Origin of the sequence: Acinetobacter sp. AOR41_HL, assembly GCF_027854645.1 — a bacterium.
Taxonomy (GTDB): domain Bacteria; phylum Pseudomonadota; class Gammaproteobacteria; order Pseudomonadales; family Moraxellaceae; genus Acinetobacter; species Acinetobacter nosocomialis.
Genome location: NZ_JAKTHZ010000017.1, coordinates 105,445 through 129,574 on the forward strand (window position 1 = coordinate 105,445; position 24,130 = coordinate 129,574).

27 protein-coding genes are annotated in these 24,130 nt (G+C 39.3%); 17 read left to right on the forward strand and 10 right to left on the reverse strand.

Translation table 11 applies throughout. The features are described 5' to 3' along the window. Position 1: 1 nt before the first annotated feature. From queC to dapD, 3 genes are all read right to left on the reverse strand, one after another. Positions 2-673 (reverse strand): 7-cyano-7-deazaguanine synthase QueC, encoded by a 672-nt coding sequence (gene queC, locus MKL35_RS04570; protein WP_001247780.1) that lies wholly within the window; start codon positions 671-673, stop codon positions 2-4. A gap of 40 nt (positions 674-713) precedes the next feature. Beyond that, positions 714-1,424, reverse strand: coding sequence for a 7-carboxy-7-deazaguanine synthase QueE (queE, locus tag MKL35_RS04575; protein ID WP_002052669.1), 711 nt, complete (start codon positions 1,422-1,424; stop codon positions 714-716). Between the two features lie 78 nt (positions 1,425-1,502). Next, positions 1,503-2,324, reverse strand: a complete 822-nt coding sequence (gene dapD / locus MKL35_RS04580; protein WP_032011926.1) for a 2,3,4,5-tetrahydropyridine-2,6-dicarboxylate N-succinyltransferase — start codon at positions 2,322-2,324, stop codon at positions 1,503-1,505. Positions 2,325-2,609: 285 nt separating this feature from the next. Between dapD and carO the strand changes: the two genes are divergently transcribed. Beyond that, complete coding sequence (gene carO, locus MKL35_RS04585) at positions 2,610-3,350, forward strand: ornithine uptake porin CarO type 3 (RefSeq protein ID WP_016805510.1); 741 nt, start codon at positions 2,610-2,612, stop codon at positions 3,348-3,350. 85 nt (positions 3,351-3,435) lie between these two features. Here carO and MKL35_RS04590 read toward each other — a convergent pair whose 3' ends face one another. The 6 genes from MKL35_RS04590 to MKL35_RS04615 all read right to left on the reverse strand — a co-directional run bounded on the left by MKL35_RS04590 (position 3,436) and on the right by MKL35_RS04615 (position 8,945). After that, the gene (locus tag MKL35_RS04590; RefSeq protein WP_002052645.1) at positions 3,436-4,359 is read right to left on the reverse strand and encodes a CysB family HTH-type transcriptional regulator; all 924 of its coding nucleotides are present in this window, start codon (positions 4,357-4,359) and stop codon (positions 3,436-3,438) included. A 71-nt stretch (positions 4,360-4,430) separates the two neighbouring features. After that, a complete protein-coding gene (locus MKL35_RS04595; RefSeq protein ID WP_002052588.1) occupies positions 4,431-5,492 on the reverse strand; it encodes a sulfate/molybdate ABC transporter ATP-binding protein in 1,062 nt (353 codons plus the stop codon). 11 nt (positions 5,493-5,503) lie between these two features. Next, positions 5,504-6,388: a sulfate ABC transporter permease subunit CysW gene (cysW, locus tag MKL35_RS04600; protein ID WP_004707525.1), complete on the reverse strand. Its 885-nt coding sequence runs from the start codon at positions 6,386-6,388 to the stop codon at positions 5,504-5,506. Continuing rightward, entirely contained in the window at positions 6,385-7,218 is an 834-nt protein-coding gene (cysT, locus tag MKL35_RS04605) for a sulfate ABC transporter permease subunit CysT (RefSeq protein WP_004707527.1), read from the reverse strand. Before cysT ends, cysW begins: the two co-directional genes overlap by 4 nt. Before the next feature lie 80 nt (positions 7,219-7,298). Further along, on the reverse strand, positions 7,299-7,907 hold the full coding sequence (locus MKL35_RS04610) for an RBBP9/YdeN family alpha/beta hydrolase (RefSeq protein ID WP_032011925.1): 609 nt from the start codon (positions 7,905-7,907) through the stop codon (positions 7,299-7,301). A 30-nt stretch (positions 7,908-7,937) separates the two neighbouring features. Continuing rightward, the gene (locus MKL35_RS04615; RefSeq protein ID WP_002052521.1) at positions 7,938-8,945 is read right to left on the reverse strand and encodes a sulfate ABC transporter substrate-binding protein; all 1,008 of its coding nucleotides are present in this window, start codon (positions 8,943-8,945) and stop codon (positions 7,938-7,940) included. 263 nt (positions 8,946-9,208) lie between these two features. Between MKL35_RS04615 and pabC the strand changes: the two genes are divergently transcribed. The 4 genes from pabC (at position 9,209) to MKL35_RS04635 (ending at position 12,258) form a co-directional block, all read left to right on the forward strand. Further along, positions 9,209-10,021, forward strand: a complete 813-nt coding sequence (gene pabC / locus MKL35_RS04620) for an aminodeoxychorismate lyase (RefSeq protein WP_032011924.1) — start codon at positions 9,209-9,211, stop codon at positions 10,019-10,021. Between the two features lies 1 nt (position 10,022). Then, on the forward strand, positions 10,023-11,093 hold the full coding sequence (gene mltG / locus MKL35_RS04625) for an endolytic transglycosylase MltG (protein WP_032011923.1): 1,071 nt from the start codon (positions 10,023-10,025) through the stop codon (positions 11,091-11,093). Between the two features lie 9 nt (positions 11,094-11,102). Beyond that, the gene (gene tmk, locus MKL35_RS04630; protein ID WP_270912955.1) at positions 11,103-11,702 is read left to right on the forward strand and encodes a dTMP kinase; all 600 of its coding nucleotides are present in this window, start codon (positions 11,103-11,105) and stop codon (positions 11,700-11,702) included. Positions 11,703-11,835: 133 nt separating this feature from the next. Next, positions 11,836-12,258, forward strand: coding sequence for a PaaI family thioesterase (locus MKL35_RS04635; protein ID WP_004885824.1), 423 nt, complete (start codon positions 11,836-11,838; stop codon positions 12,256-12,258). Between the two features lie 49 nt (positions 12,259-12,307). On the opposite strand, the gene nadB is transcribed toward MKL35_RS04635, so the two are convergent. Then, a complete protein-coding gene (nadB, locus tag MKL35_RS04640) occupies positions 12,308-13,951 on the reverse strand; it encodes an L-aspartate oxidase (RefSeq protein WP_017394350.1) in 1,644 nt (547 codons plus the stop codon). Between the two features lie 230 nt (positions 13,952-14,181). On the opposite strand from nadB, the gene MKL35_RS04645 reads away from it, so the two are divergent. The 12 genes from MKL35_RS04645 to MKL35_RS04700 all read left to right on the forward strand — a co-directional run bounded on the left by MKL35_RS04645 (position 14,182) and on the right by MKL35_RS04700 (position 24,022). Continuing rightward, positions 14,182-15,558, forward strand: coding sequence for a Do family serine endopeptidase (locus tag MKL35_RS04645; protein ID WP_002052609.1), 1,377 nt, complete (start codon positions 14,182-14,184; stop codon positions 15,556-15,558). A 118-nt stretch (positions 15,559-15,676) separates the two neighbouring features. Further along, on the forward strand, positions 15,677-16,132 hold the full coding sequence (locus MKL35_RS04650) for an acyl-CoA thioesterase (protein ID WP_039246845.1): 456 nt from the start codon (positions 15,677-15,679) through the stop codon (positions 16,130-16,132). 13 nt (positions 16,133-16,145) lie between these two features. Continuing rightward, positions 16,146-16,694 (forward strand): GNAT family N-acetyltransferase, encoded by a 549-nt coding sequence (locus MKL35_RS04655; protein WP_004885833.1) that lies wholly within the window; start codon positions 16,146-16,148, stop codon positions 16,692-16,694. A gap of 183 nt (positions 16,695-16,877) precedes the next feature. Further along, a complete protein-coding gene (lepA, locus tag MKL35_RS04660; protein ID WP_002052578.1) occupies positions 16,878-18,695 on the forward strand; it encodes a translation elongation factor 4 in 1,818 nt (605 codons plus the stop codon). 70 nt (positions 18,696-18,765) lie between these two features. Further along, a complete protein-coding gene (lepB, locus tag MKL35_RS04665) occupies positions 18,766-19,593 on the forward strand; it encodes a signal peptidase I (protein WP_002052421.1) in 828 nt (275 codons plus the stop codon). Positions 19,594-19,617: 24 nt separating this feature from the next. Then, positions 19,618-19,992: a DUF4845 domain-containing protein gene (locus MKL35_RS04670; RefSeq protein ID WP_001224037.1), complete on the forward strand. Its 375-nt coding sequence runs from the start codon at positions 19,618-19,620 to the stop codon at positions 19,990-19,992. Next, positions 19,964-20,656, forward strand: a complete 693-nt coding sequence (gene rnc, locus MKL35_RS04675; protein ID WP_004707545.1) for a ribonuclease III — start codon at positions 19,964-19,966, stop codon at positions 20,654-20,656. Before MKL35_RS04670 ends, rnc begins: the two co-directional genes overlap by 29 nt. An 11-nt stretch (positions 20,657-20,667) precedes the next feature. Further along, entirely contained in the window at positions 20,668-21,690 is a 1,023-nt protein-coding gene (gene era / locus MKL35_RS04680) for a GTPase Era (protein ID WP_079376989.1), read from the forward strand. Between the two features lie 18 nt (positions 21,691-21,708). Further along, positions 21,709-21,909 carry an NF038104 family lipoprotein gene (locus MKL35_RS04685; RefSeq protein ID WP_004885836.1) on the forward strand — a complete coding sequence of 67 codons (201 nt, stop codon included), beginning with the start codon at positions 21,709-21,711 and terminating at the stop codon, positions 21,907-21,909. 9 nt (positions 21,910-21,918) lie between these two features. Then, positions 21,919-22,632 carry a DNA repair protein RecO gene (recO, locus tag MKL35_RS04690; protein WP_004707550.1) on the forward strand — a complete coding sequence of 238 codons (714 nt, stop codon included), beginning with the start codon at positions 21,919-21,921 and terminating at the stop codon, positions 22,630-22,632. Between the two features lie 13 nt (positions 22,633-22,645). Beyond that, a complete protein-coding gene (pdxJ, locus tag MKL35_RS04695) occupies positions 22,646-23,371 on the forward strand; it encodes a pyridoxine 5'-phosphate synthase (RefSeq protein ID WP_002052525.1) in 726 nt (241 codons plus the stop codon). A gap of 6 nt (positions 23,372-23,377) precedes the next feature. Beyond that, positions 23,378-24,022 carry a tRNA-(ms[2]io[6]A)-hydroxylase gene (locus tag MKL35_RS04700; protein ID WP_002052437.1) on the forward strand — a complete coding sequence of 215 codons (645 nt, stop codon included), beginning with the start codon at positions 23,378-23,380 and terminating at the stop codon, positions 24,020-24,022. Positions 24,023-24,130: the final 108 nt, after the last annotated feature.

The following is a 24,130-nucleotide window of genomic DNA, read 5'->3' on the forward strand; positions in this document are numbered from 1 at the left end:
CTTATTGCGGTATATAGCGTGTTGGATCGGTGACACCAGCATCGATAAAGCCTTCTTTACGCAAACGGCAACTGTCACACTTGCCACACGCACGTCCTTGAGCATCTGCTTGATAGCAAGATACCGTTTGACTATAGTCTACGCCATGTTCAATCCCTAAACGTATAATATTCGCTTTGGATAAATGTAACAGGGGTGTTTCAAATTTAAGTGGTTTTCCTTCAACGCCAGCTTTAGTTGCTAAACGAGCCATATTGGCAAAAGCATCAATAAATTCTGGACGACAATCAGGATATCCTGAATAATCAACAGCATTGATACCAATAACAATCGCTTCAGCATTGAAAACTTCTGCTGCTGCTAAGGCATAAGAGAGGAAAATTGTGTTACGTGCTGGTACATAAGTTACAGGAATGCCTTCTTGTAATTGTTCTGGTACAGCAATGTTATGGTCTGTAAGTGCAGATCCACCTAAATTGGCTAAATCGATATTAATAACACGATGTTCAACGCCTGCGCGCTGCGCTAATGCTTTTGCTGCATCAAGTTCAGTGGTTGAGCGTTGACCATACATAAAACTAATAGCGATACATTCATAGCGCGCTTGTGCCCAAGCTAGGCAAGTGGTTGAGTCTAAGCCGCCTGAAAGTAAAACAATGGCACGAGGGCGCATATTTTTCTCCATATTCGGAATGATTTGTTTTATTGAATGACTAACGACCTGATTCATCGTTCCAGAGCAGTTTATGTAACTGTAGCTGGAAACGAACAGGCAGTTTATCGTCCAGTATCCACTGTGCCAGATCACGTGCTAAACGTGGTAGGCCAACAGCACCTTTTTCAACTGCAAAGGCAGGGGAGAACCAAACGGTACTGACTTTGGTCTGCAGTTGATATTGTTCAACTTGTTGTTTTGACCACTCATAGTCTTCACGATTACAGATCACAAATTTGATTTGGTCATGTGAAGTTAGGTAGTCAAGATTACTGATGAGATTACGATGTTCTTCACCAGAAGTTGGTGTTTTTAAATCGAGAACTTTAGAAACACGTGGGTCTACTTTTGACACATCGAGCGCGCCACTGGTTTCCAAAGAAACGTCAAAACCCGCATCGCATAAACGTTGTAATAAAATTAAGCAATTTGGCTGTGCTAGAGGTTCGCCACCAGTCACACAAATATAAGGCGTTTGATATTTTTCAGCCGTTTCAATAATGTGCTCTAGTGATAAACGTTCACCTCCTTCAAAAGAATAGGTGGTATCACAATAACTACAACGTAAAGGGCAGCCCGTTAAGCGAATAAATACAGTCGGTAGACCAGAGGCATTTGCTTCACCCTGCAACGAGTAAAAAATCTCGGTAATGCGTAAACCAGACGCAGGGTCAGAGACAGGAATTGCAGAGGAACGTAAGGAAGCCATTCTAGAAATACCACACTATATAAAAAATAAAATCTCTACGATCAGTGTTGACCGTAGAGATGCTTGATCAAACTGAAATTAGTCAGCGCGTAACAAATCGTTCAAACTTGTTTTTGCACGTGTTTGCGCATCAACTTTTTTCACGATAATTGCAGCATATAAGCTGTATTTACCGTCAGCAGACGGGATGTTACCTGGTACAACAACTGAACCAGCAGGAACGCGGCCATAATGGATTTCGCCAGTTTCACGGTCATAAATTTTGGTTGATTGACCAATGAAAACGCCCATTGAAATGACTGAACCTTCTTCAACAATAACACCTTCAACAATTTCAGAACGCGCACCGATAAAGCAGTTGTCTTCAATAATGGTTGGGTTAGCTTGTAATGGCTCTAAAACACCACCGATACCAACACCACCAGACAAGTGAACGTTTTTACCGATTTGAGCACATGAACCTACAGTTGCCCATGTATCAACCATTGTACCTTCATCTACATAAGCACCAATGTTGACATAAGATGGCATTAACACCACATTTTTAGCTTGGAAGCTACCACGACGAGCAACAGCAGGAGGTACAACACGAACACCAGCAGCTTTAAATTGCTCTTCAGTCCAACCAGAGAATTTAGTTTCAACTTTGTCGTAGAAACGAAGATCACATGACTCGATCGGTTTATTGTCATTTAGTTTAAATGATAATAAAACAGCTTTTTTTAACCATTGATGAACAACCCATTCACCATTGATTTTCTCTGCAACACGAAGTGTACCGTTATCTAATCCAGCAATTGCTTCTTTAACAGCTTGGCGAATTTCGCTTGAGCAATCTGCTGCAGTAAAGTTTGCGCGGTCTTCAAATGCTTGCTCAATGATCGTAGAAAGCTGAGACATGATCTTCCTTCCATAAAAAATTTTAAAGATTTTACACTAATTTGTGACAAGAATCTTTGAAAAAACGTGTTACGTTTAAAGCGAGAGTTAAAGTGGAAAAGCTTATTAGATAATCAAGTGTTTTTTACACAAAAATGATTTGAAAATAAAAATTTAACTCAATTTGTATCAAAAAATAACAGAAATCTAGCAGTTTTTGTATAAAAAAGAATCTATGCTCTTGAATATAATTTTTGTCACAAGCTGAATAAATTAAAAACAGAGCCTTTTCTTGAGGAGAAAACGATGAAAGTATTACGTGTTTTAGTGACAACTACAGCTTTACTTGCTGCTGGTGCTGCAATGGCAGATGAAGCTGTTGTTCATGACAGTTATGCATTCGATAAAAACCAATTAATTCCAGTAGGTGCTCGTGCTGAGGTAGGTACTACAGGTTACGGTGGTGCTTTATTATGGCAAGCAAATCCATATGTAGGTTTAGCATTGGGTTATAACGGTGGTGATATTTCTTGGTCTGATGATGTAAAAGTCAACGGTTCAACATATGACCTAGATATGGATAATAACAACGTTTATTTAAATGCTGAAATTCATCCATGGGGTGCAAGTACTAACCGTTGGGCTCAAGGTGTATACGTAGCTGCGGGTGCAGCATATCTTGATAATGACTATGACCTAAATCGTAATGTTGACGCTACACGTTCATTCCGCGTAAATAACCAAGACTTTATTGCGGGGGCTGATGGTGTGAAAATTAACGGTAAAATGTCATATAAAAATGATATTGCTCCTTACTTAGGTTTTGGTTTCGCGCCTAAAATTAATAAAAACTGGGGTGTATTCGGTGAAGTAGGCGCTTACTACACTGGTAACCCAACTGTAAAACTAGTTTCATCTGGTTCAGCAATTACAGGTGGCAGTCAGTCTCTTGAAGAAGCTGTGAATGCTGAAGCTCGTAAGATTGCTAACGATGACAAATACAAATGGTTACCAGTTGGTAAAGTTGGTGTGAACTTCTTCTGGTAATAATATTCTATAAAAAACGAGCCTCGGCTCGTTTTTTATAGATAAAAATAAAAGAGCTAAAAAGCTCTTTTATTTTTTGCAGTTCTTATTCATCTGGATAAGCAATTTTCTTCAACGCTTTGATGTCAGCATCAGGTGAGCATAAAGAAATAAACTCATAACCGTAACCGCGTAATAAGTGACCTTTGCGAACAGCAATCCATGTAGTATTAACACCAAAGATATCAGTTTTAATTTGCTTTAAACGATAGTCACGTTCCGCATCATAGGCAACATCGTTGACAATTCCGACGCCCATACCAAGTTCAACATAAGTTTTAATAACATCGGCATCAAGCGCAGACATTACGATATCTGCATCAATTTGAGCATCTTCAAATGCTTTATCAATTTTAGAGCGACCTGTAAAACCACCGTGATAAGTAATCAATGGATATTCAGATAAAGCATCAAGATCGATTTTATCGAGCTTTGCAAGTGGATGATCTTGCGGAGTAATAATACTGTGCTGCCATTGATAGTATGGAATACTTGCTAAGTTTTCTTCAGTGGTTAAAGACTCTGTCGCAATACCAATATCGGCTTCGCCTTGTAAAAGCATTTCTGCAATTTCGACAGGACTGGCTTGTTGCAAAATCAAATGGACTTTAGGGAACAGCTTTTTAAATTGATTGACAATCGGTGGTAGCACATAACGCGCTTGAGTATGCGTTGTCGCAATTGTTAAAGTACCTTCGTCCACTTTATTAAAGTCATCTGCAAGACGTTTAATATTTTCTGCATCTACAAGCATACGTTCCACAATGCTAAGTAGCGATTGGCCTGGTTCAGTTAAACCAAGTAAACGTTTACCTTTACGAACGAAAAGTTGTACACCTAACTCATCTTCTAAATCTTTAATATGTTTACTTACACCTGATTGAGAGGTATATAACGCGGCAGATGCTTCCGTTAAATTAAAGTTTTGGCGTACTGTTTCTCGGATAATTCTTAATTGTTGAAAGTTCATTTACACTTTTCCTCGAAAGAGGTGAGGAACGGCTTTAAATTCCGCGAGATGGCTCCTCACCAAATAATTCCTTAAGCAACTTGATCTGCAAATAGGTGAAGTTGAGATGCACTCACCCAAACAGTTTGATTCGGTTTAAATGCATGTTGTTTTGCAGCTTCACTGCTCAAAGCAATCTCAATTAAACGTCCATTACGATCTTGTAATTCCGCCACTACTTTTCCAGCAATCCAGACTTCACGTACAAAAGTTGCTTCAATTGTATTTGCCTGTGGTTGCGAATGAATATGTAACTCATCCGGACGGGCAAAAGCAATCACTTTTCCTTGCGGTGCCTGAACTGTAGTCGGTAATTCGATACGATCATTGCCAATACGGATAATACCGCCAGCATGTTCGCCTTCAAAACGGTTTGCTTGACCTAAGAAATCAAATACGAATGGTGTGGCAGGTTTTTCGTAAACTTCACGCGGCGAACCAATTTGTTCGACGTTACCTTTATTCATCACAATAATTTGATCAGCTACCTCAAGTGCTTCTTCTTGATCATGGGTTACGAAAATTGAAGTGATATGCAGCTCATCATGCAAGTTCCTTAACCAGCGGCGTAGTTCTTTACGGACTTTGGCATCAAGTGCGCCAAATGGTTCATCAAGCAATAGCACACGAGGCTCTACAGCGAGTGCTCGCGCTAAGGCAATACGTTGACGTTGACCACCAGAAAGCTGAGCAGGGTAGCGGTCTGCTAAAAAGCCCAGTTGAACTAGGTCAAGCAAGCGAGTAACACGTTTTTTAATCTCAGCTTCCGAAGGACGTGTGGCACGAGGGCGAACACGTAAGCCAAAAGCAATATTGTCAAATACAGTCATATGGCGGAATAAAGCATAGTGCTGAAATACAAAGCCAACTTGACGTTCGCGAACATGGACATTAGTTGCATCTTCGCCTTCAAGTAATACTTGACCGCCATCGGCCGATTCTAAGCCGGCAATAATACGAAGTAGTGTGGTTTTACCGCAACCAGATGGTCCGAGTAGCGCAACCAGCTCGCCCTCTGGAAAGTCTAGGGAAATATTTTTAAGCGCATGGAATGCACCAAAGTGTTTTTCAATATTCTTAACTTGAATACTCATGATTTCATTCCTTACGAATCAGTTGAATGCGGTTCTGGTTTGTCTTGATGTAGTTCTAACCAAGTTTTCAATACCAGTGTTAATAAGGCTAAGAAAGCAAGCAATGAGGACACGGCAAAGGCTGCGCTGAAGGTGTACTCGTTATATAAAATTTCAACATGCAGTGGCAGAGTATTGGTTTCACCACGGATGTGTCCCGAAACTACCGATACTGCGCCAAACTCACCCATTGCGCGGGCATTACACAAAATCACACCGTAAATCAGACCCCACTTAATGTTAGGCAGAGTGACTTTCCAAAAGGTTTGCCAACCTGATGCACCGAGTACAATAGCTGCTTCTTCTTCCTCTGTTCCTTGCGCTTCCATAAGAGGAATTAATTCACGCGCGACAAAAGGAACGGTAATAAAAATGGTCGCTAAAACAATTGCAGGTACGGCATATAAAATCTTAATGTCATGATCCATTAACCAGCCGCCTAACCAACCTTGAGCACCAAAAATCAGTACAATCATTAAACCTGCAATGACAGGTGAAACTGAAAAGGGCATATCAATAATGGTGGTTAAAACTGCTTTGCCTTTAAACTGGAACTTAGAAACAGCCCATGCTGCCGCAACACCAAAAATCACATTAATCGGAACGGCAATTGCTGCGGTTAATAGTGTTAGTTTCACTGCTGATAACGTATCTGGATCAATCAAAGCCTGAACATAGACTTCAAGGCCTTGTTTAAATGCTTCAACAAAAACCAGAATAAGAGGCAACATCAGACAGCTAAGGAAAAAGATCAGCGCAATTGTAATGAGCGTATAACGTACCCAAGTTGGTTCACGTGTCGCATCACGAGATTGCAATTTCAAAGCAAGAGCATTGCTGTCGGTATGTAGGTTCATGTGATATTTCTCCCTGTACGACGGTTTGCCCATGCTTGAAGTAAGTTAATGACAAATAAAATAATGAAAGAGAGAACTAACATAACTGCAGCAATAGTCGTTGCACCTGCATAGTCATATTCTTCAAGGCGAGAAATGATCATGAGCGGGGCAATTTCTGTTTTAAACGGCTGGTTTCCTGCAATGAAAATTACAGAACCATATTCACCTACACCGCGAGCAAATGCTAAAGCAAAGCCTGTAAATAGAGCAGGGAGTAATATGGGCAAAATAATTTTAGTAATGGTCTGCCAGCGATTTGCCCCAAGTGCAGAAGCCGCTTCCTCAAGCTCGGTTTCGATATCGCTTAATACCGGTTGAACAGTTCGAACAATAAAAGGAATACCAATAAACACTAAAGCTAGCGTAATCCCGATAGGGGTATAAGCAACATGAATACCAAGTGGTTCTAAATATTGACCAATCCAGCCAGTAGGAGCATAAAGCGAAGTGAGTGCAATACCTGCGACTGCCGTTGGTAGTGCAAAAGGTAAGTCTACTAAAGCATCAACTAGACGTTTTCCGGGAAAGTTATAACGGACAAGGCACCAAGCTAAAAGTAGTCCGAAAACAACATTAATAAACGCCGCAATTAAAGCTGAACTAAAGCTGAGTTGAAGCGATTTTAAAATACGTTCAGAGGTTAAAATTTCCCATAGTCCGTCCCATCCGATTCCAAATGATTTGATAAAGACTGCGGCTAATGGAATAAGCACAATAAAAGAAACGTAGGCGAGGGTGAAGCCCAATGATAGACCAAACCCAGGCAGCACTCGGGATCGCTGCGACATGATATTTCCTCAAAGAGAAAAGCCTGCTGAAACCAGTAAGCGAATAAATAAAGATAAACGGCGCGGTATAAAGCTGGGTATTAAGCAAATTTCAAAGAGAAATGTGTCTTTACCGGATCAATAGATGAGTGGCTACACATCGAATCTTCAGGAAGTAGATAGTTCAGTAAGTCAGAAAATGGGCCAAAACCAGAAGCAACATTAATATGCCCAACTTGTCCAAGATTAATCGGGTCTAATTGCCAAGCTTTAGCAAGTTGTAAAGCATCGAAAAAATCTAGCCAAGGATCATTTTCACTAATCAGTAGTGTTGTAGGCACATTAATTTTTAACTGATGAAAATAATCTTTGTAGTCAGTCAGGCTATGGCGGGCAAAACCTGCTTCACCAAAACGTGCTGGATTTGCAGGAGCAACCAAAATTAATTTTTTAACTTGAAGTTGTAAATCAGGATGCTCAGCCAAAGCAGCAACACTGGTTAAGCAACCGAAACTATGCGCAACGATTTGTACGGGTGCTTGTACTGCTTGAACTGTTTTAACAAATTGCTCAATCCATTCACTTAATACGGGTCTATCCCAGTTTTTTTGCTCAACACGAGAACTAGACACGAGTTGACGCTGCAACCAAGATTGCCAATGTTGATGTTCACTTCCACCTACACCTGGGACAATTACAGAGTGAGTCATGTCTGTTCTCCTTATCGTTAGTACAAAGAATTACTTCTCTGCACTATTGATTTTCACGATTTGATCGAAAACACCACCATTATCAAAGTGTTGTTTTTGTACTTTTGTCCAACCGCCAAACTCTTTATCAATTGTCACGAGTTTCAATGGTTTAAATACATTGCTGTATTTTTTGAGTACAGCTGCATTACGCGGACGGTAGAAGTTACGTGCTGCAATTTCTTGGCCAGCAGGTGAATACAAGTAGTTGAGGTAACCTTTCGCGATGGTGAGATTGCCTTTTTTGGCAGCGTTTTTCTCAACAACAGCAACTGGTGGTTCAGCTAAAATAGATAGAGATGGGGTAATAATTTCAAACTTGCCTGGCTGTTCGCGAACAGCTAAATGAGCTTCGTTTTCCCAAGCAAGCAATACGTCACCAATGCCACGTTCAGCAAAAGTTGTTGTTGCACCGCGTGCACCTGAGTCTAAAACTTTAGTGTGCTTATAAATTTGGCGGACATATTCTTGTGCTTTAGCATCATTACCACCTGGTTGATGTTTTGCCCAAGCCCAAGCTGCAAGATAGTTCCAACGAGCACCGCCAGAAGTTTTCGGGTTGGGTGTAATAATTTCTACACCTGGTTTGATTAAGTCACCCCAGTCTTTAATTTGTTTAGGGTTACCCTTACGTACCAAAAACACGATTGTTGATGTGTATGGTGTAGAGTTTTGTGGCAACTTCTTTTGCCAATCAGTTGGAAGCAATTTTGCTTTTTCAGCAATTTCATCAATATCAGCTGCAAGTGCTAATGTCACAACGTCAGCATTTAAGCCATCAATCACTGCACGAGCCTGTTTACCAGAACCACCGTGTGATTGCTTAAACTGAATATCTTGACCAGTACGCTGTTTCCAGTAAGTACCAAACTGTTTATTAAAGTCTGTATATAACTCACGAGTAGGATCGTAAGAAACGTTTAAAAACTCTTGCGCTGCAAATGATGAAACAGAAAGAAGCGCAGCAATAACCCCAACTTTTAATTGAGAAAAACGCATGAGATAACCCCTCAAAAATACGAAATGTTCAAAACATGAACGCAGAATAGCGCTACTCTTTATTCTAAAAAAATAATAAAAAACGAATTTAATATGAAAAAAATAGAAATAATAAAAATGGATAAACTATTCTTAAATCTTGATATATAACAAGTTTCAAAAGTACAAACTAAATCGGTATAATTTTTAAAAATCAGTCGTTTATTAATTAAATGAATGGTGTTGTATTGTTGAGCGGTTTTTAAATAAAGGACGGATTAAACATGTGGTGTTTTAAAAATGGACAACCTGTTGAAACCATTCCGTTACTAGACCGAGCATTTCATTATGGAGATGGTTGCTTTAGCACAATTCGTGTTTTTCAGAACGAGATAGAGCTTAAAGCTCGTCACTGGGAACGTCTAAAACTTGCTTGTCAAAAACTAGCTTTAATTGCAAATTTTGAATTAATTGAACAGAGTTTGCAGCATTTATACCAACAAAACCTTGTACTCAACGGCACTTTAAAAATTGTGATTAGCCGCGGTGAAGGTGACCGTGGTTATAGTTTGCCAAAGCATGATGCAGATATTTATGTCTGGTTTTATCCAAAAGCACTGGAGCAATTCCAACCCGACTTTATACAGTGCGGGGTTTTAAATCAGGCCTTGGGTTTAACCATGCCGAGTCTAGTTGGAGTTAAATCTTTAAACCGTCTGGAACAGGTACTGCTAAAAAAAGAAGCAGATCAACAAGGGTGGGCAGAAGCATTAGTATCTGATGTACAAGGTTATATTGTTGAAGGGGTAAGCAGTAATTGTTTTATTCGTTTAAATGATAGATGGATTACACCGGAACTTCGCTATAATGGCGTCCACGGTGTGATGCGTGCAGAAATTTTGGCACGTATGCAGCACCATGGAATTGCCTGCGAAGTCAGAATAATTGAATTAGATGAAGTGCCACAAATACAGAGTCTATTCTTTTGTAATGCTTTACATCCAATGCGAGTGGTTACTCAAATCGGTGAACAAACTCTAGATTCACAGGCGTGTCTAAATTTATTTCATAATCTTAACTTGAATCAGATTCATTAATATGCCGAAGCCACCTGTGAACGCGAAAGCAAAAAATGCTAAAAAAAAGGGCAAGAAAACAGCATCTCATTTTCCTAAAAAGTTGGTGCTGATTGGCTTTTTTATCGTTTTAATTTCTATTTTTGCTATTTTGTGGTCAAGTTTATTTAAAGCTTATCCTGTTGAAGGGAAAAAGCAGATGCTATCGATCACATCAGGTGAGACCTATTCTGGTTTTATTGATCGTTTAGCCAAAGAAAATAAAATCCATTTCCCAATTGTACTTAAGCTTTATCAAAAGTTTATGATTCATGACAGCATGAAAGCTGGTGTGTATGAAATCGAACAGGGAATGAGCGTAAGACAAGTATTGGAGATGTTGTCTAATGCTGATAATGCTCAGATGAACCGTATTTTAGTGATTGAAGGTACGACTTTTAAACAGCTTATTACTGCACTCAAAAATGATAAAAATGTAAAAAATACAATACTCGATTTACCAGATGACCAGCTTATGAAGGCTTTAGGTATTCCTTATCATCATCCGGAAGGTTTATTTGCGCCTAACACTTATTTCTTCGCAAAGGGTGAGACTGACAAAAAAATCCTCACCGATTTATATCATCATCAAATGAAAGCTTTAGATACTGCTTGGGCAAAACGCGCACCAAACTTACCTTATAAAGATAAGTATGAAGCTTTAATTATGGCTTCAATTGTTGAAAAAGAAACAAGTATAGATAGTGAGCTTGAGCAAGTATCTGGTGTATTTGTACGCCGTTTGAAAATTGGTATGCGTTTACAAACTGACCCAACCGTGATTTATGGAATGGGTGATAACTATAAGGGTAAGATCAGTCGCGAAGACTTACGTACACCAACCGCATATAATACCTATACAATTAATGGCTTACCGCCAACACCAATTGCTTTGCCAAGTCAAAAAGCAATTGAAGCAGCACTACATCCAGATGACTCAAATAATATTTATTTTGTGGCAACTGGTAATGGTGGTCATAAATTTACAGCAGATTTACAGGCTCATAATCAAGCGGTGCAAGAGTACTTATCCGTGTTGAGATCGAAGAAATAAGGAAAAGAGATGTTTATTAGCTTTGAAGGCACGGAAGGGGTAGGTAAAACTACACTCATTCGAAAAATTCATCAGCATTTTGAAGAGCAAGGTAAACAAGTTGTTTTAACTCGCGAGCCAGGTGGTACACCGCTCGCAGAACAAATACGTTCGATGCTTTTAGCGGTAAATCATGATGAAAATATGAGTCATGATACTGAGCTACTCTTAATTTATGCGGCACGTGCTCAACACTTACAACAAGTGATTTTGCCTGCTTTAGCCTCTAACAAAATTGTTTTAAGTGATCGTTTCACAGATGCCAGCTTTGCTTACCAATGTTCTGGTCGTGGTTTAAGCCAAGAAAAATTACAGCTTTTAAATCAGAATTTTGTTTCACGTATGCCAGAGGTGACTTTCTGGTTAGATGCACCGATTGAACTCGGTATGAATCGTGCACGTGAGCGTGGAGCTTTAGACCGTTTCGAGCAAGAAAAGTTAAGCTTCTTTACTAAAGTTCGCGAAGGTTATGAGACTTTATGGAAATCTGAACCAGAACGTATTAAACGTTTAGATGCTACGCAAAGTTCTGAACAGGTATTTGAGCAAGCCTTGCAATACTTAGGATAAATAATAAAAGCCACTCTCAGTTCTGTGGGAGTGGTTAAAAATGATGACAAATCTGCTTAAAAAGATCATAGAACATATTGAACAGTATTTTATGCTATTTTGAATACTGTTCTAAAATTGAAGAAAAATAAGGATGAAAAGTTCAAAAGAAGAAATCATAGCGTTTCTTGAAAAGGAATTTCCCCCAAGTCTTGAACATTGCACGATTGAATCAGTTACGCCTAGAGCTGCTGTCGTTTATTATCATGTAGATCAAAGACATCAACGCCCAGGCGGTACCATATCTGGTCCAACCATGATGACTTTGGCAGATTTTGCTTTGTATATTGCAATACTCGGTGAAATTGGAATTGTGGGTTTGGCGGTAACGACGAATTTTAATATTAATTTTTTAAGAAAACCTGCAGGTGATAAAGACTTACGTAGTGAATGTAAGCTTATGAAAGTAGGAAAAAGCTTAGTCGTGGGTGAGGTCTGGATTTATTCAGTTGGGCTAGAAGAACCAGTAGCGCATGTGACCGCGACTTATTCAATTCCACCAAGACCACAAATATAAAACTAAATAAAAAGCACAGCCAGAGCTGTGCTTTTTGTAGAAAAATAGCCTAAATGTCAGTATTAACCAAGGGCTGCTCTACTGCAAAGTTTGGAGGCGTTAGAACCGTTTTACGAATCTCACTCGAAGTTTCAGGATAATCTAGAGTGTAATGTAGGCCACGCGATTCTTTACGTTGCATGGCACAGCGCACAATCATTTCAGAAACAAGCACAAGATTACGCAGTTCAATTAGGTTTTTGCTGACACGGTAGTCTTGATAATATTCAGTGATTTCACGCTTTAACATCTCAATACGGTGTAAAGCACGTTCTAAACGTTTTGTGGTTCTGACAATACCAACATAGTTCCACATGGTTGAACGTAACTCATCCCAGTTTTGTAAAATAACCACATCTTCATCTGGGTTGGTTACTTGTGAATCATCCCAAGTTGGTACTTCTGGTAATTTGAAGTTTTCATCAAATTTATTTTCGATGTCTTTTGCTGCACTCATACCGTAAACAAAGCACTCAAGTAACGAGTTACTTGCCATACGGTTTGCGCCATGTAAGCCTGTATAAGAGGTTTCACCAATTGCATATAGACCTTCAATATCGGTCTGGCTGTTAGAATCAACTACAACACCACCACATGTATAATGTGCTGCGGGTACCACTGGGATCATGTCTTTAGTGATGTCGATACCTAGCTCAAGCAATCTTGCATAGAGTGTAGGGAAGTGCTCTTTAATAAACTCAGGTGATTTGTGGGTAATGTCTAACCATACATGACGAATACCGAGACGCTTGATTTCGTGGTCAATGGTACGTGCCACAATATCGCGAGGAGCCAATTCTGCACGATCATCGAAACGTAGCATAAAACGTTCGCCGTCTGGCAGGCGTAAATAAGCACCTTCGCCACGCATCGCTTCAGTAATTAAGAAAGAACGTGCTTGCGGATGATATAGGCAGGTTGGATGAAACTGGTTAAATTCCATATTGGCTACACGGCAACCTGCGCGGTAAGCCATAGCAATACCATCACCTGTGGCAATATCTGGATTAGATGTATAAAGATAAGCTTTCATCGCACCACCGCAAGCAAGTGCGGTAAATGGAGCAAGGAAAGTATGAACTTTTTCTGTTTTTTCATCTAATGCATATAAACCAATAGCACGATTCGCTTGATCTATATGACCCAACTTATGCGACGTAATTAAATCAATCGCAATGTAATTTTCAAAAATTGTAATATTCTTGCGTTCTTTCGCTCGTTCAACCAATGTAGTTGAAATAGCTTTGCCTGTTGCATCAGCAGAATGGATAATACGGCGCTGTGAGTGACCGCCTTCACGTGTTAGATGAAGCTGTTCATCTTCATCTAAGGTGAACTGCACGCCTTGCTTTAAAAGAAAATCAACAGAAGGACGACCACCTTCTACAGTATGCTGTACTGCATCTATTTCACATAAATGAGCACCTGCAATCATAGTGTCATTAATATGTTGTTGAATAGAGTCAGTTTCATCAAGAACTGCAGCAACACCACCTTGTGCATAGAAGGTACTTGCTTCAGTTAAAGCAGCTTTGGCTAAAACCGCAATATTAAAATGACTTGGTAACGATAAAGCTAAGCTTAAACCAGCACCGCCACTGCCCACAATAATCACGTCAAAGTGGTGAATTGTCTGTTGATTAGGCATGTCCATTCGCATCAATTTAAAACGTCCGCTAATGACACCCCTTTTTACCTAAAAAGGCAAGAGCTTAAGCGCTCTAAGTCACAGAAAAATTGCAATTAGCTTAAAAAATTGCAATGTGTAAAATAAACGTGATGAGGATGCCTTACAAATAAACATATTGTTACGCACAATTCCAAAGCGTTGTGATACAACAGTTTTATTCTTATTCTCGTAGACCAATTGTGGGTGAGCACCGAATGAAATCTCGCTATTTACAACAAGGAATGTATGCAGCGGTATTTACAGTTGCTGCTGTTCAAGCAAACGCTGCTGTTGATTTTTCAAACCTCGTTGAACAAGTTAGTCCGGCTGTGGTGAGTGTAAACGTTGTAAAAAAAATGACGCAGGATGAACTGTTACAGCAGCAAGTTCCTGAAATTTTAAAACGTTTCTTTGGTAATCAGGTCATCATTCCACAGCAACAAGGTCCTCAAGAAAAAACCGCATACGGTAGTGCATTCTTTATTAGTAAAGATGGTTACTTACTTACAAACCATCATGTGATTGAAAATGCTTCCCGCATCAGTATTACTTTAAATGACCGTCGTGAGATTGATGCAACTGTTGTTGGTAGTGATGAACGTACCGATGTTGCCTTATTAAAAGTGAATGGAAATAATTATCCTGCTTTAAAAGTAGGAAATGTTGACCGTTTACGAGTGGGAGAACCTGTTTTAGCGATTGGTTCGCCATTTGGTTTTGACTACTCTGCTTCAGCAGGTATTGTCAGCGCTAAATCACGTAACATGAGCGGTGAAACCTCTGTACCATTTATTCAAACAGATGTAGCTTTAAACCCTGGTAACTCAGGCGGTCCATTGTTTAATCAAAATGGTGAAGTTGTCGGGGTGAACTCACGTATCTTTAGTGGTACTGGCGGTTATATGGGCTTGTCTTTCTCTATTCCAATCGATGTTGCGATGGATGTAGCTGAACAGCTTAAAACAAAAGGCAAAGTTACTCGTTCATACCTAGGCGTTATGATGCAAGATATTGACCGTAACCTTGCCGATGCTTACAAACTGCCTAAACCAGAAGGTGCTCTTATCACACAAGTTACGCCAAATTCACCTGCTCAAAAAGCAGGACTTAGAGCTGGCGATGTGATTTTAAAACTTAATGGTGCTTCTGTACTTCGTACAAGTGATTTGCTCTATGCCTTAAACAAAGTACAGCCAAACCAAACAGTTCAGTTTGAAGTATTACGCGATGATAAAACTCGTAATATTTCGGCAACTCTGGCCACTGCACCAGATGAAACACCTGCTACAGGTACTCAGGCTTCTACTTCTAAAGGGCCAGTATTAGGCATGAGTATTCGTGATTTGGCTGAACCAGAGAAAAATGCGTTAAGCGTGAAAGGTGGTATTTATGTTCAAGATGTTCGCCGTGGTGGGCTAGCATCATTGTCAAATATCATTCCTGGTGATGTAATTGTTCAGGTTAATAATACTCAAATTTTGAATAGCCAAGATTTTGCTAAAGTTGTTTCTAACTTACAAAAAAATACGGTTGCTCGGGTTGGGATTATTCGTCAAGGCCAACGTGCAATGCTTGGTTTACGCATCCAGTAAAATGATTTAAAAATGAACCACCCTGAAAATGGGTGGTTTTTTATTATTTGGATTCGGCATAATGTGATCTAGCTAATTTAAATGTAGCTTTAGATTTAATGATTAAAGTGGGTGTTTTGTGAGCAGTATTTTCGATTTGCATATTCTGGTTCAGCCACAGCATATTGATGCTTTGGGCCATGTTAACAATGTAATGTATGTCCAATGGATGCAAGATGTTGCTGCTGCTCATGTTGAAACATTAGGAGTAGGCGTAACCAAATACCTTGAGCTCAAGCATGCAATGGTTGCTGTTGAGCATCATGTACAATACCGTAAAGCTGCGTTTGAAGGCGAAGAAATCGTACTACGGACATGGCTCGATGATATCAATGCACTTTATTCATTTCGTCAGTATGTTTTTTTTCGCCCTTCTGATCAGGCTGTCTTATTTGTTGGGAATACTAAGTGGGCATGTATTGAAATTGAATCTGGCCGACCAAAACGTATGTCACCGACTTTTACACAGGCCTATAAGCCACTTGACTCAAGTATAAATCCTTTAGATTTTACTATTTCGTATAGAAGCGATTAAGAGAGATCAAAATTTGGAACATTTATTTTCGATTGAAACTCCTAGACTAATTTTAAGTGAATTGGAAGAAGGTGATAAAACATCTGTTTTTGAATTATTTTCAAATTCAACAGTACTTGAATTCTATGATTTGAAAGCTTTTGTTTCCTTAGAAGAAGCGGAAGTTTTGATTGAAAAAATGCATCTAAAATGGAAGACACGTATAGGTTTTAGGCATGCTATCCGTCTTAAACAAAATAGAACTATGTTGGGAACATGTGGTGTAAATAGCATCAAGCAAGTTGATAATGATTTCGCTGTAGTGATTGGTTATGAGCTTCACCCGAAGGCATGGGGTATTGGCTATATGCAAGAAGCGCTTACAGGGATAATTCAGTATTTGAAGCAAGAACGTTTATTTGGGAACAAAATAAAATATATTTGGGCTGAAATATTTGAACGGAACATTAAATCTCAGCAAGTTGTAAATAAACTTGGATTTGAATTAATTGGTAAAACAGTTAATCATACTAACAATACGGTATCTGACAACTTACTCAAATTTGAGCTGAAGTTGTACTAATTTAAGTTTTCTTTAAAGAACATTACTTGGTTACATAAAGAAGTTTAAAAGCTTTTTTTAAAAGAAATAATTTATATCTTTTTCATTTCTGCAATCTGCTATAATCTCTCGCAATTTGTTAAACCGCTTTGGCTATGTATTAAAACAAGCTACATAGCACTTTATATTTTCTCAAGGTAGCCCATGGCGCAAGCTAAAAAATCAGTTGATATCAAAAATATCCGAAATTTCTCGATTATCGCTCATATCGATCATGGTAAGTCTACTTTGGCTGACCGTTTTATTCAGATGTGCGGTGGCTTACAAGATCGTGAGATGCAAGCTCAGGTCTTGGACTCAATGGAGCTTGAGCGCGAACGTGGGATTACCATTAAAGCAGCGTCTGTGACATTGTATTACACCCATCCAAATGGGCAAGAATATCAGCTTAACTTTATTGATACCCCGGGGCACGTCGACTTCTCGTATGAAGTATCTCGTTCATTAGCAGCGTGTGAAGGCGCGTTATTGGTCGTAGATGCGGCGCAAGGCGTAGAAGCTCAATCAGTTGCAAACTGTTATACAGCAATTGAACAAGGCCTCGAAGTTCTTCCTATTTTAAATAAAATTGATTTACCGCAGGCTGAACCTGAACGTGTAATTCATGAAATTGAAGAAATTATCGGGATTGAAGCGACGGATGCGCCAACTTGTTCAGCAAAAACAGGTTTGGGCGTTGAAGGTGTATTAGAACGTTTAGTCGATGTTATTCCAGCGCCAGAAGGTGATCGTGAAGCTCCACTTCAAGCGTTAATCATCGATTCATGGTTTGATAACTACTTAGGTGTAGTCTCTCTTGTCCGCATTAAAGAAGGTCGTATCCGTAAGGGCGATAAAATGTTGGTTAAGTCGACAGGACAAACTCATCCGGTAACTTCTGTAGGTGTATTTAACCCTAAACATACTGAAACCGATATTCTTGAGGCTGGCGAAGTAGGATTTGTTATTGCTGGTATTAAAGACATTTTTGGTGCGCCAGTAGGTGATACTATTACGCTTGCGTCTACACCAGATGTTGCAACTTTACCTGGGTTTAAAAAGGTTAAACCACAGGTTTATGCGGGTCTTTTCCCAATCGATTCAAGCGACTTTGAACCATTCCGCGAAGCATTACAGAAATTACAAATTAACGATTCTGCTTTGTTCTTTGAACCTGAAAGTTCAGATGCACTTGGTTTCGGTTTCCGCTGTGGTTTCTTAGGCATGTTGCATATGGAAATCGTACAAGAGCGTTTAGAGCGTGAGTATGATCTCGATTTGATTAGCTCTGCACCAACAGTAGTCTATGAAGCCGTTACCAAAAAAGGCGATACGATCTATATCGACAGTCCGTCTAAAATGCCTGATGGTTCAGTTGTTGAAGATTTACGTGAGCCAATTGCTGAGTGTCATATTCTTGTGCCGCAAGAGTACTTAGGTAATGTCATGACCTTGTGTATTGAGCGTCGTGGTGTACAAAAAGACATGAAATTTTTAGGTAATCAAGTTTCGATTACTTTTGAAATTCCAATGGCTGAAGTTGTGATGGATTTCTTTGACAAGCTTAAATCATGTTCACGTGGTTTTGCATCGCTAGACTATAACTTCGTACGTTTCGAAAGTTCATCTTTAGTTAAGGTTGATGTATTAATTAATAGTGAAAAGGTTGATGCCTTGGCTATGATTTGTCACCGTAATGATGCTCGCCATCGTGGTATTGCTCTAGTTGAAAAAATGAAAGATTTGATTCCACGTCAAATGTTTGATGTTGCAATTCAGGCTGCTATTGGTGCTCAAATTATTGCTCGTTCGACTGTTAAGGCGATGCGTAAAAACGTTCTAGCAAAATGTTATGGCGGTGACGTGTCTCGTAAGAAGAAATTACTTTCTAAACAAAAAGAAGGTAAGAAACGTATGAAACAAGTGGGTAGTGTAGAAATTCCACAAGAAGCGTTCTTAGCTGTTTTGAAAGTAGAAAGATAAAAGAAAGGGCTGGGATGAACTTATATTCTCCCAGCCATAAAGCAAGCAGCTAGGCTGCGAGTGAGGTCATGTGGATTTTGATTTTAATTTAATTCTTGTTCCAGTTACGCTGATTTTATTTGCAGTGTGGTTGCTAGATAAGCTTGTTTTTAAACAGCGTGCAAATAAAGGGCGAGAGAACGAAAATTTTGTTATTACATGGGCCTATGACTTTTGGCCAGTTTTAGCTGTTGTGCTTGTACTTCGCTCATTTCTTTATGAGCCATTTAATATTCCATCAGACTCTATGGTTCCAACTTTAGAGACTGGCGATTTTATCTTAGTTAATAAATTCGACTATGGTGTGCGTTTACCTATCGTAAATAAAAAAGTCATTGATGTAGGTGAACCGAAACGTGGTGATGTCATCGTATTCCGTTACCCACCACAACCAACCATTAGTTATATTAAGCGTGTAATTGGTTTACCAGGTGACCATATTGTTTACGATCATGGTCAATTGATTATTAATGGTCAGAAAATTCCTAAAGTACCAACACAATTTAGTCGTGAAAAAGATGCTTTAGATACACCAACGTCTATTTATCATAAAGAAACAATTGGTGATCATACCTTTACGATGCGTGAACTCGAAGGTGTAAACGTTGCGCGTCAGGCACCATTTATCAACTATGTTGATAATGGCAAATATTCAAACCAAGACGGTTTATATTGGGAAGTAACTGTTCCGAAAGGACATTACTTTGCAATGGGGGACAACCGTGATCAAAGTGCTGACAGTCGTTTCTGGGGGTTCGTTCCTGAAGAAAATTTAACAGGCCGAGCTTTCTATGTCTGGATGCACAAAGAACCTGGTTTCCACCTGCCAAGCTTTAACCGAAATGGAAAAATAGATTAAAAACAACCATTAGGAAAAACAAAAATGCGTAAGGCACAACAGGGTACTTCGTATTTAGCAATTTTATTTGGGGTGGTTATATTTGCAATTGCGGCGAAAGCCGTACTTGCAGTTTGGCCAGCATATTGGGATGATCGTGTGATTAATAATCAGATTACAGAGCTCATGCAACAAAGCTCAGCTGATATCACACCCCAAAAGTTTATGACACAGATGGACCAACGGCTGGAAATGAACAATATTCGTGATCTCCATTTTAAGGAAATTGCTGAAGTGTTTAACGAGTCTGGTCTAATCGTCAAAAAGAAATATGAAGTAAGAAAACCTTTCTTACTAAATATTGATTTAGTTTTAACATTTGAGAAAAGTTTTGACAAAACATCAGTTCAAACTAAGTGATCCTCGCTTACTCAGTCGAATCGGTTATCAATTTAAGCAGCCCGAATTGCTACAGTTAGCTTTGACTCATCGTTCGGTGAGTCATAAGTATAACTATGAACGTCTGGAGTTTTTAGGCGATTCGTTGTTGGGGATGATCATTGCCAATTATTTATACCATGCCTATCCACATGAAAATGAGGGGCGTTTAACACGTATGCGTGCGACTTTAGTTCGCCAAGAAGCATTAGGTAAAATTGCAACCGATTTGCAACTTAGTCGGTGTTTAATATTAAGCACAGGCGAGTTGAAATCTGGTGGTCATCATCGTGAGTCAATATTAGCGGATACGGTAGAGGCGATTATTGGTGCAATTTATCTTGATAGTAGTGATCTGAACCTACTCAAAGATATTGTGTTAAAATGGTATGTACCTTATTTAGATCATATTGAGCCAACAGATCAACTCAAAGATCCAAAATCACGTTTACAAGAGTATCTACAAGCACGTAAAAAACCTCTCCCTGTTTACGAGGTTGTAGATATTCAGGGTGATGCACCTCATCAACACTTTAAAGTCGAATGTTTGGTAGATGGTTTACCAAAGATTTATGGTGAGGGGTCAAGTCGTCGTTTTGCCGAGCAGGCAGCAGCGGCGGAAATTTTAAAGTTATTGGAGCAATAACCTGCATGTCGATGCATTCTGATCAAATCAATCCAGATTCAAATGAAAACCAAGATCCAAACAATCTGATTGATCAATTTTTTAGTTCCAAAGGCGTTACAATTCCTTCGGATTTTAAGAGCGGATTTGTGGCGATTGTAGGACGTCCAAATGTGGGTAAATCTACCCTCATGAACCATTTATTGGGTCAAAAACTCTCAATTACTTCACGTAAACCTCAAACGACTCGCCATAAAATTATTGGTATTGATTCACGTGAGAAGATGCAAGCGGTTTATGTAGATACACCGGGAATGCATAAGAAAGAAGTACGTGCGATCAATAAAATGATGAACCGCGCTGCTCATTCTGCATTACGTGATGTTAACTTGGTTTTATTTGTTATCGATGCGTATAAGTGGACTCAAAATGACGATTTAGTGCTTGAGAAACTCAAGAACGCTGAAATGCCAGTTATTTTGGTCATTAATAAAGCTGATACTTTTGAAGATAAAAGAGAGATTCTTCCTTTAATTCAAGAACGTACCAAGCTTATGAATTTTGCTGAGATTGTTCCTGTTTCTGCTCTTCGTGGAGCAAACTTGGAACATTTAAGTGAAACGATTGAAAAATATCTTCCTTATCAGCCGCCACTGTATTCATTTGATCAAATTACGGACCGTTCAGAACGCTTTTTAGCAAGTGAAATCATCCGTGAAAAAATTATGCGTCAGTTGGGTGAAGAGTTACCATATGATTTAACAGTACAAATTGAATCTTTTAAAACAGAAGAGGCAACTGTTAATGAGAAAAATGGTCGATTAAAACCAGCTTGTACCTATATTGATGCAACAATTTTTGTCGATCGTCCTGGCCAAAAAGCGATTGTGATTGGTGAAAAAGGTGCCAAGCTTAAAACGATTGGTATGGATGCTCGCAAAGACATGGAAAAAATGTTCGAACAAAAGATCATGCTTACCTTATGGGTTAAGGTTAAAGGCGGTTGGTCTGATGATGAACGTGCTTTGAAAAGTTTAGGATATAGCGATATCTAACAAGCAGGGAATACTGGTATGAAAACAATTACATCAATATTGGCTATTATTGGGTGTACATTGATGTTACAAGGTTGTGTATATAAGCTTGTAACCGTACCAGTAGGTATTGCTTATAAAACAACTAAAGGTGTGGTGAAGGGTACAGCTGCTGTTGTAGGAGCTGTAATTCCTGATGGTGATGATGACGATAAAAAAGAAAAAGAATCTAAGGAATAGTTTCTTTTTATGATGCGCAATGAAGTCCTACATGGATATATGATTCACCATCGTAAATATCGTGAAAAAAGCCATATTGTGCATCTCTTCACTCAGGAATACGGGCGGGTCGATGGCATTTTAAGACAGACTCCGCCTCCCCAATATCAACCAATTCGGTTGCAAGCTACAGGTAAAAGTGAACTCAAAAATTTTACGAAGCTGGAAATATTAAATCAGCCAGTTTTCTTTTTTGGTGATGCTTTTTTTGCTGGCTTTTACTTAAATGAAATTGTTCTAAGACTTTGTCCTCTAGAAGAACCAATGCCACAAACTTTTGAACAATATCAATTAACTTTGCTTCAGTTACAACAATTATCTTCTCACGAAAATCCCGATCTTTTTCTCAGACAGATCTTAAGGCAGTTCGAACATATCTTACTTCCAGAGTTGGGCTATGCAATTGATTTTTCAGTTGATAGCTCACAAAAAGAAATTTTGCCAAATCAGTTTTATCAATTTCAAGTGACTGAAGGCTTTGCTCCCGTTGTCCAGGCAGGCCGCTCATCTTTGTCGGGAAAAGCAATTTTATCTATGCTGGATTATGAGCAAGGGCAGGATTTTTCTCACGAACAATTGCAATTATTAGGTAAACTATACCGTCAAATGATTACATCGCTTTTAGGTGATCGTCCCCTAAAAAGTCGACAATTGTGGATTCAAAATACTCAAACTCAATCGTAATTAGGATTTATTTATGGCTGCATTGCTTGGTGTAAACATAGACCATGTTGCTACTCTAAGACAGGCGCGCGGTACTACTTACCCAGACCCTGTAGAAGCTGCTCTTATTTGTGAACAAGCTGGTGCAGAGGGGATTACTTTGCATCTTCGTGAAGACCGCCGCCATATTCAAGATGATGATGTGCGTCGCATGCGCCCATTGTTAAAAACACGTATGAATCTAGAGTTGGCCGTTACTGATGAAATGGTTGAGTTTGCCAAAGAAATTAAACCACAGCACGTGTGTTTCGTTCCTGAAAAACGTCAGGAAGTAACAACTGAAGGTGGTTTAGATGTAGTAACTAACTTTGAAAAAGTTAAGGCTGCAACCCAGGCTTTAGCTGCTTTGGGATGTGACGTATCATTATTTATTGATGCGGATTTTGCTCAAATTGATGCAGCAGTTGCATGTGGTGCACCTACGATTGAGCTGCACACAGGTGCATATGCCGATGCAGCAACAGAGCAAGAACAACAAGAAGAGCTGGCTCGTATTGTAAAAGGTGTTGAATATGCCGCTTCAAAAGGTTTGGTTGTAAATGCAGGACATGGCCTTAACCTAAAAAATATTGCACCAATTGCAGCAATTCCACAAATCCATGAATTAAATATTGGTCATTCAATTATTGCAGATAGTGTTTTTGTAGGTCTGGCACAGGCTGTTAAAGATATGAAAAAAGCGATTCAGGCAGCAGGATAAGTAGTAATGTCGAGTATCAATTACGATGAATTAATGCAGCCTGTGTTGGCATTTTTGGGGTGTCAAACTCCAAATGAATGGTTAGATGAGGCCGTTAATAATTTAGACATCTTGATGCAAGATCATGCCAATTGTGAGAAAAAAGCAGCCGGTACGGCAATGAACTTGATGTTCCGCTATAGTTTTTTTACAGATCTACAAGTCAAACTTGCTCAACTTGTACGTGAAGAAATGCTTCACTATGAACAAGTTCTCGAGTTTATGACGAAACGTGGCCAAGAGTGGAAAGGTTTAAGCGCAGGACGATATGCAGGTGGGTTACGAAAAGAAATACGTACCTATGAGCCAGAAGCTTTAATTGACGTACTGGTTATTGGAGCCTTTGTAGAAGCACGTTCGTGTGAGCGTTTTTATGCACTTGCCCCGCGTGTAGATGACGAACTTGGACGTTATTATCGTTATCTGCTGAAGTCGGAATCTCGTCATTTTGAAGACTATTTAGCACTAGCGCTTGATGTCGCAAAAACTGCCAAAATGAAAGATCCTGAAGAGGATATTCAGCAGCGTATTGAACATATCCGTGAGGTTGAAAAGAACCTGATTTTGACTCCGGATGATACTTTCCGCTTTCATAGTGGTATTCCTGCATAGTCTTGGGTGCCTCAAATAAAAAAGTTTACCTTTCATGGTAAACTTTTTTATTAGGTGAGCTTCATCCTTTGGCAGCAGACATGTCCTGCTTTTAGTTCTTTAATGCAT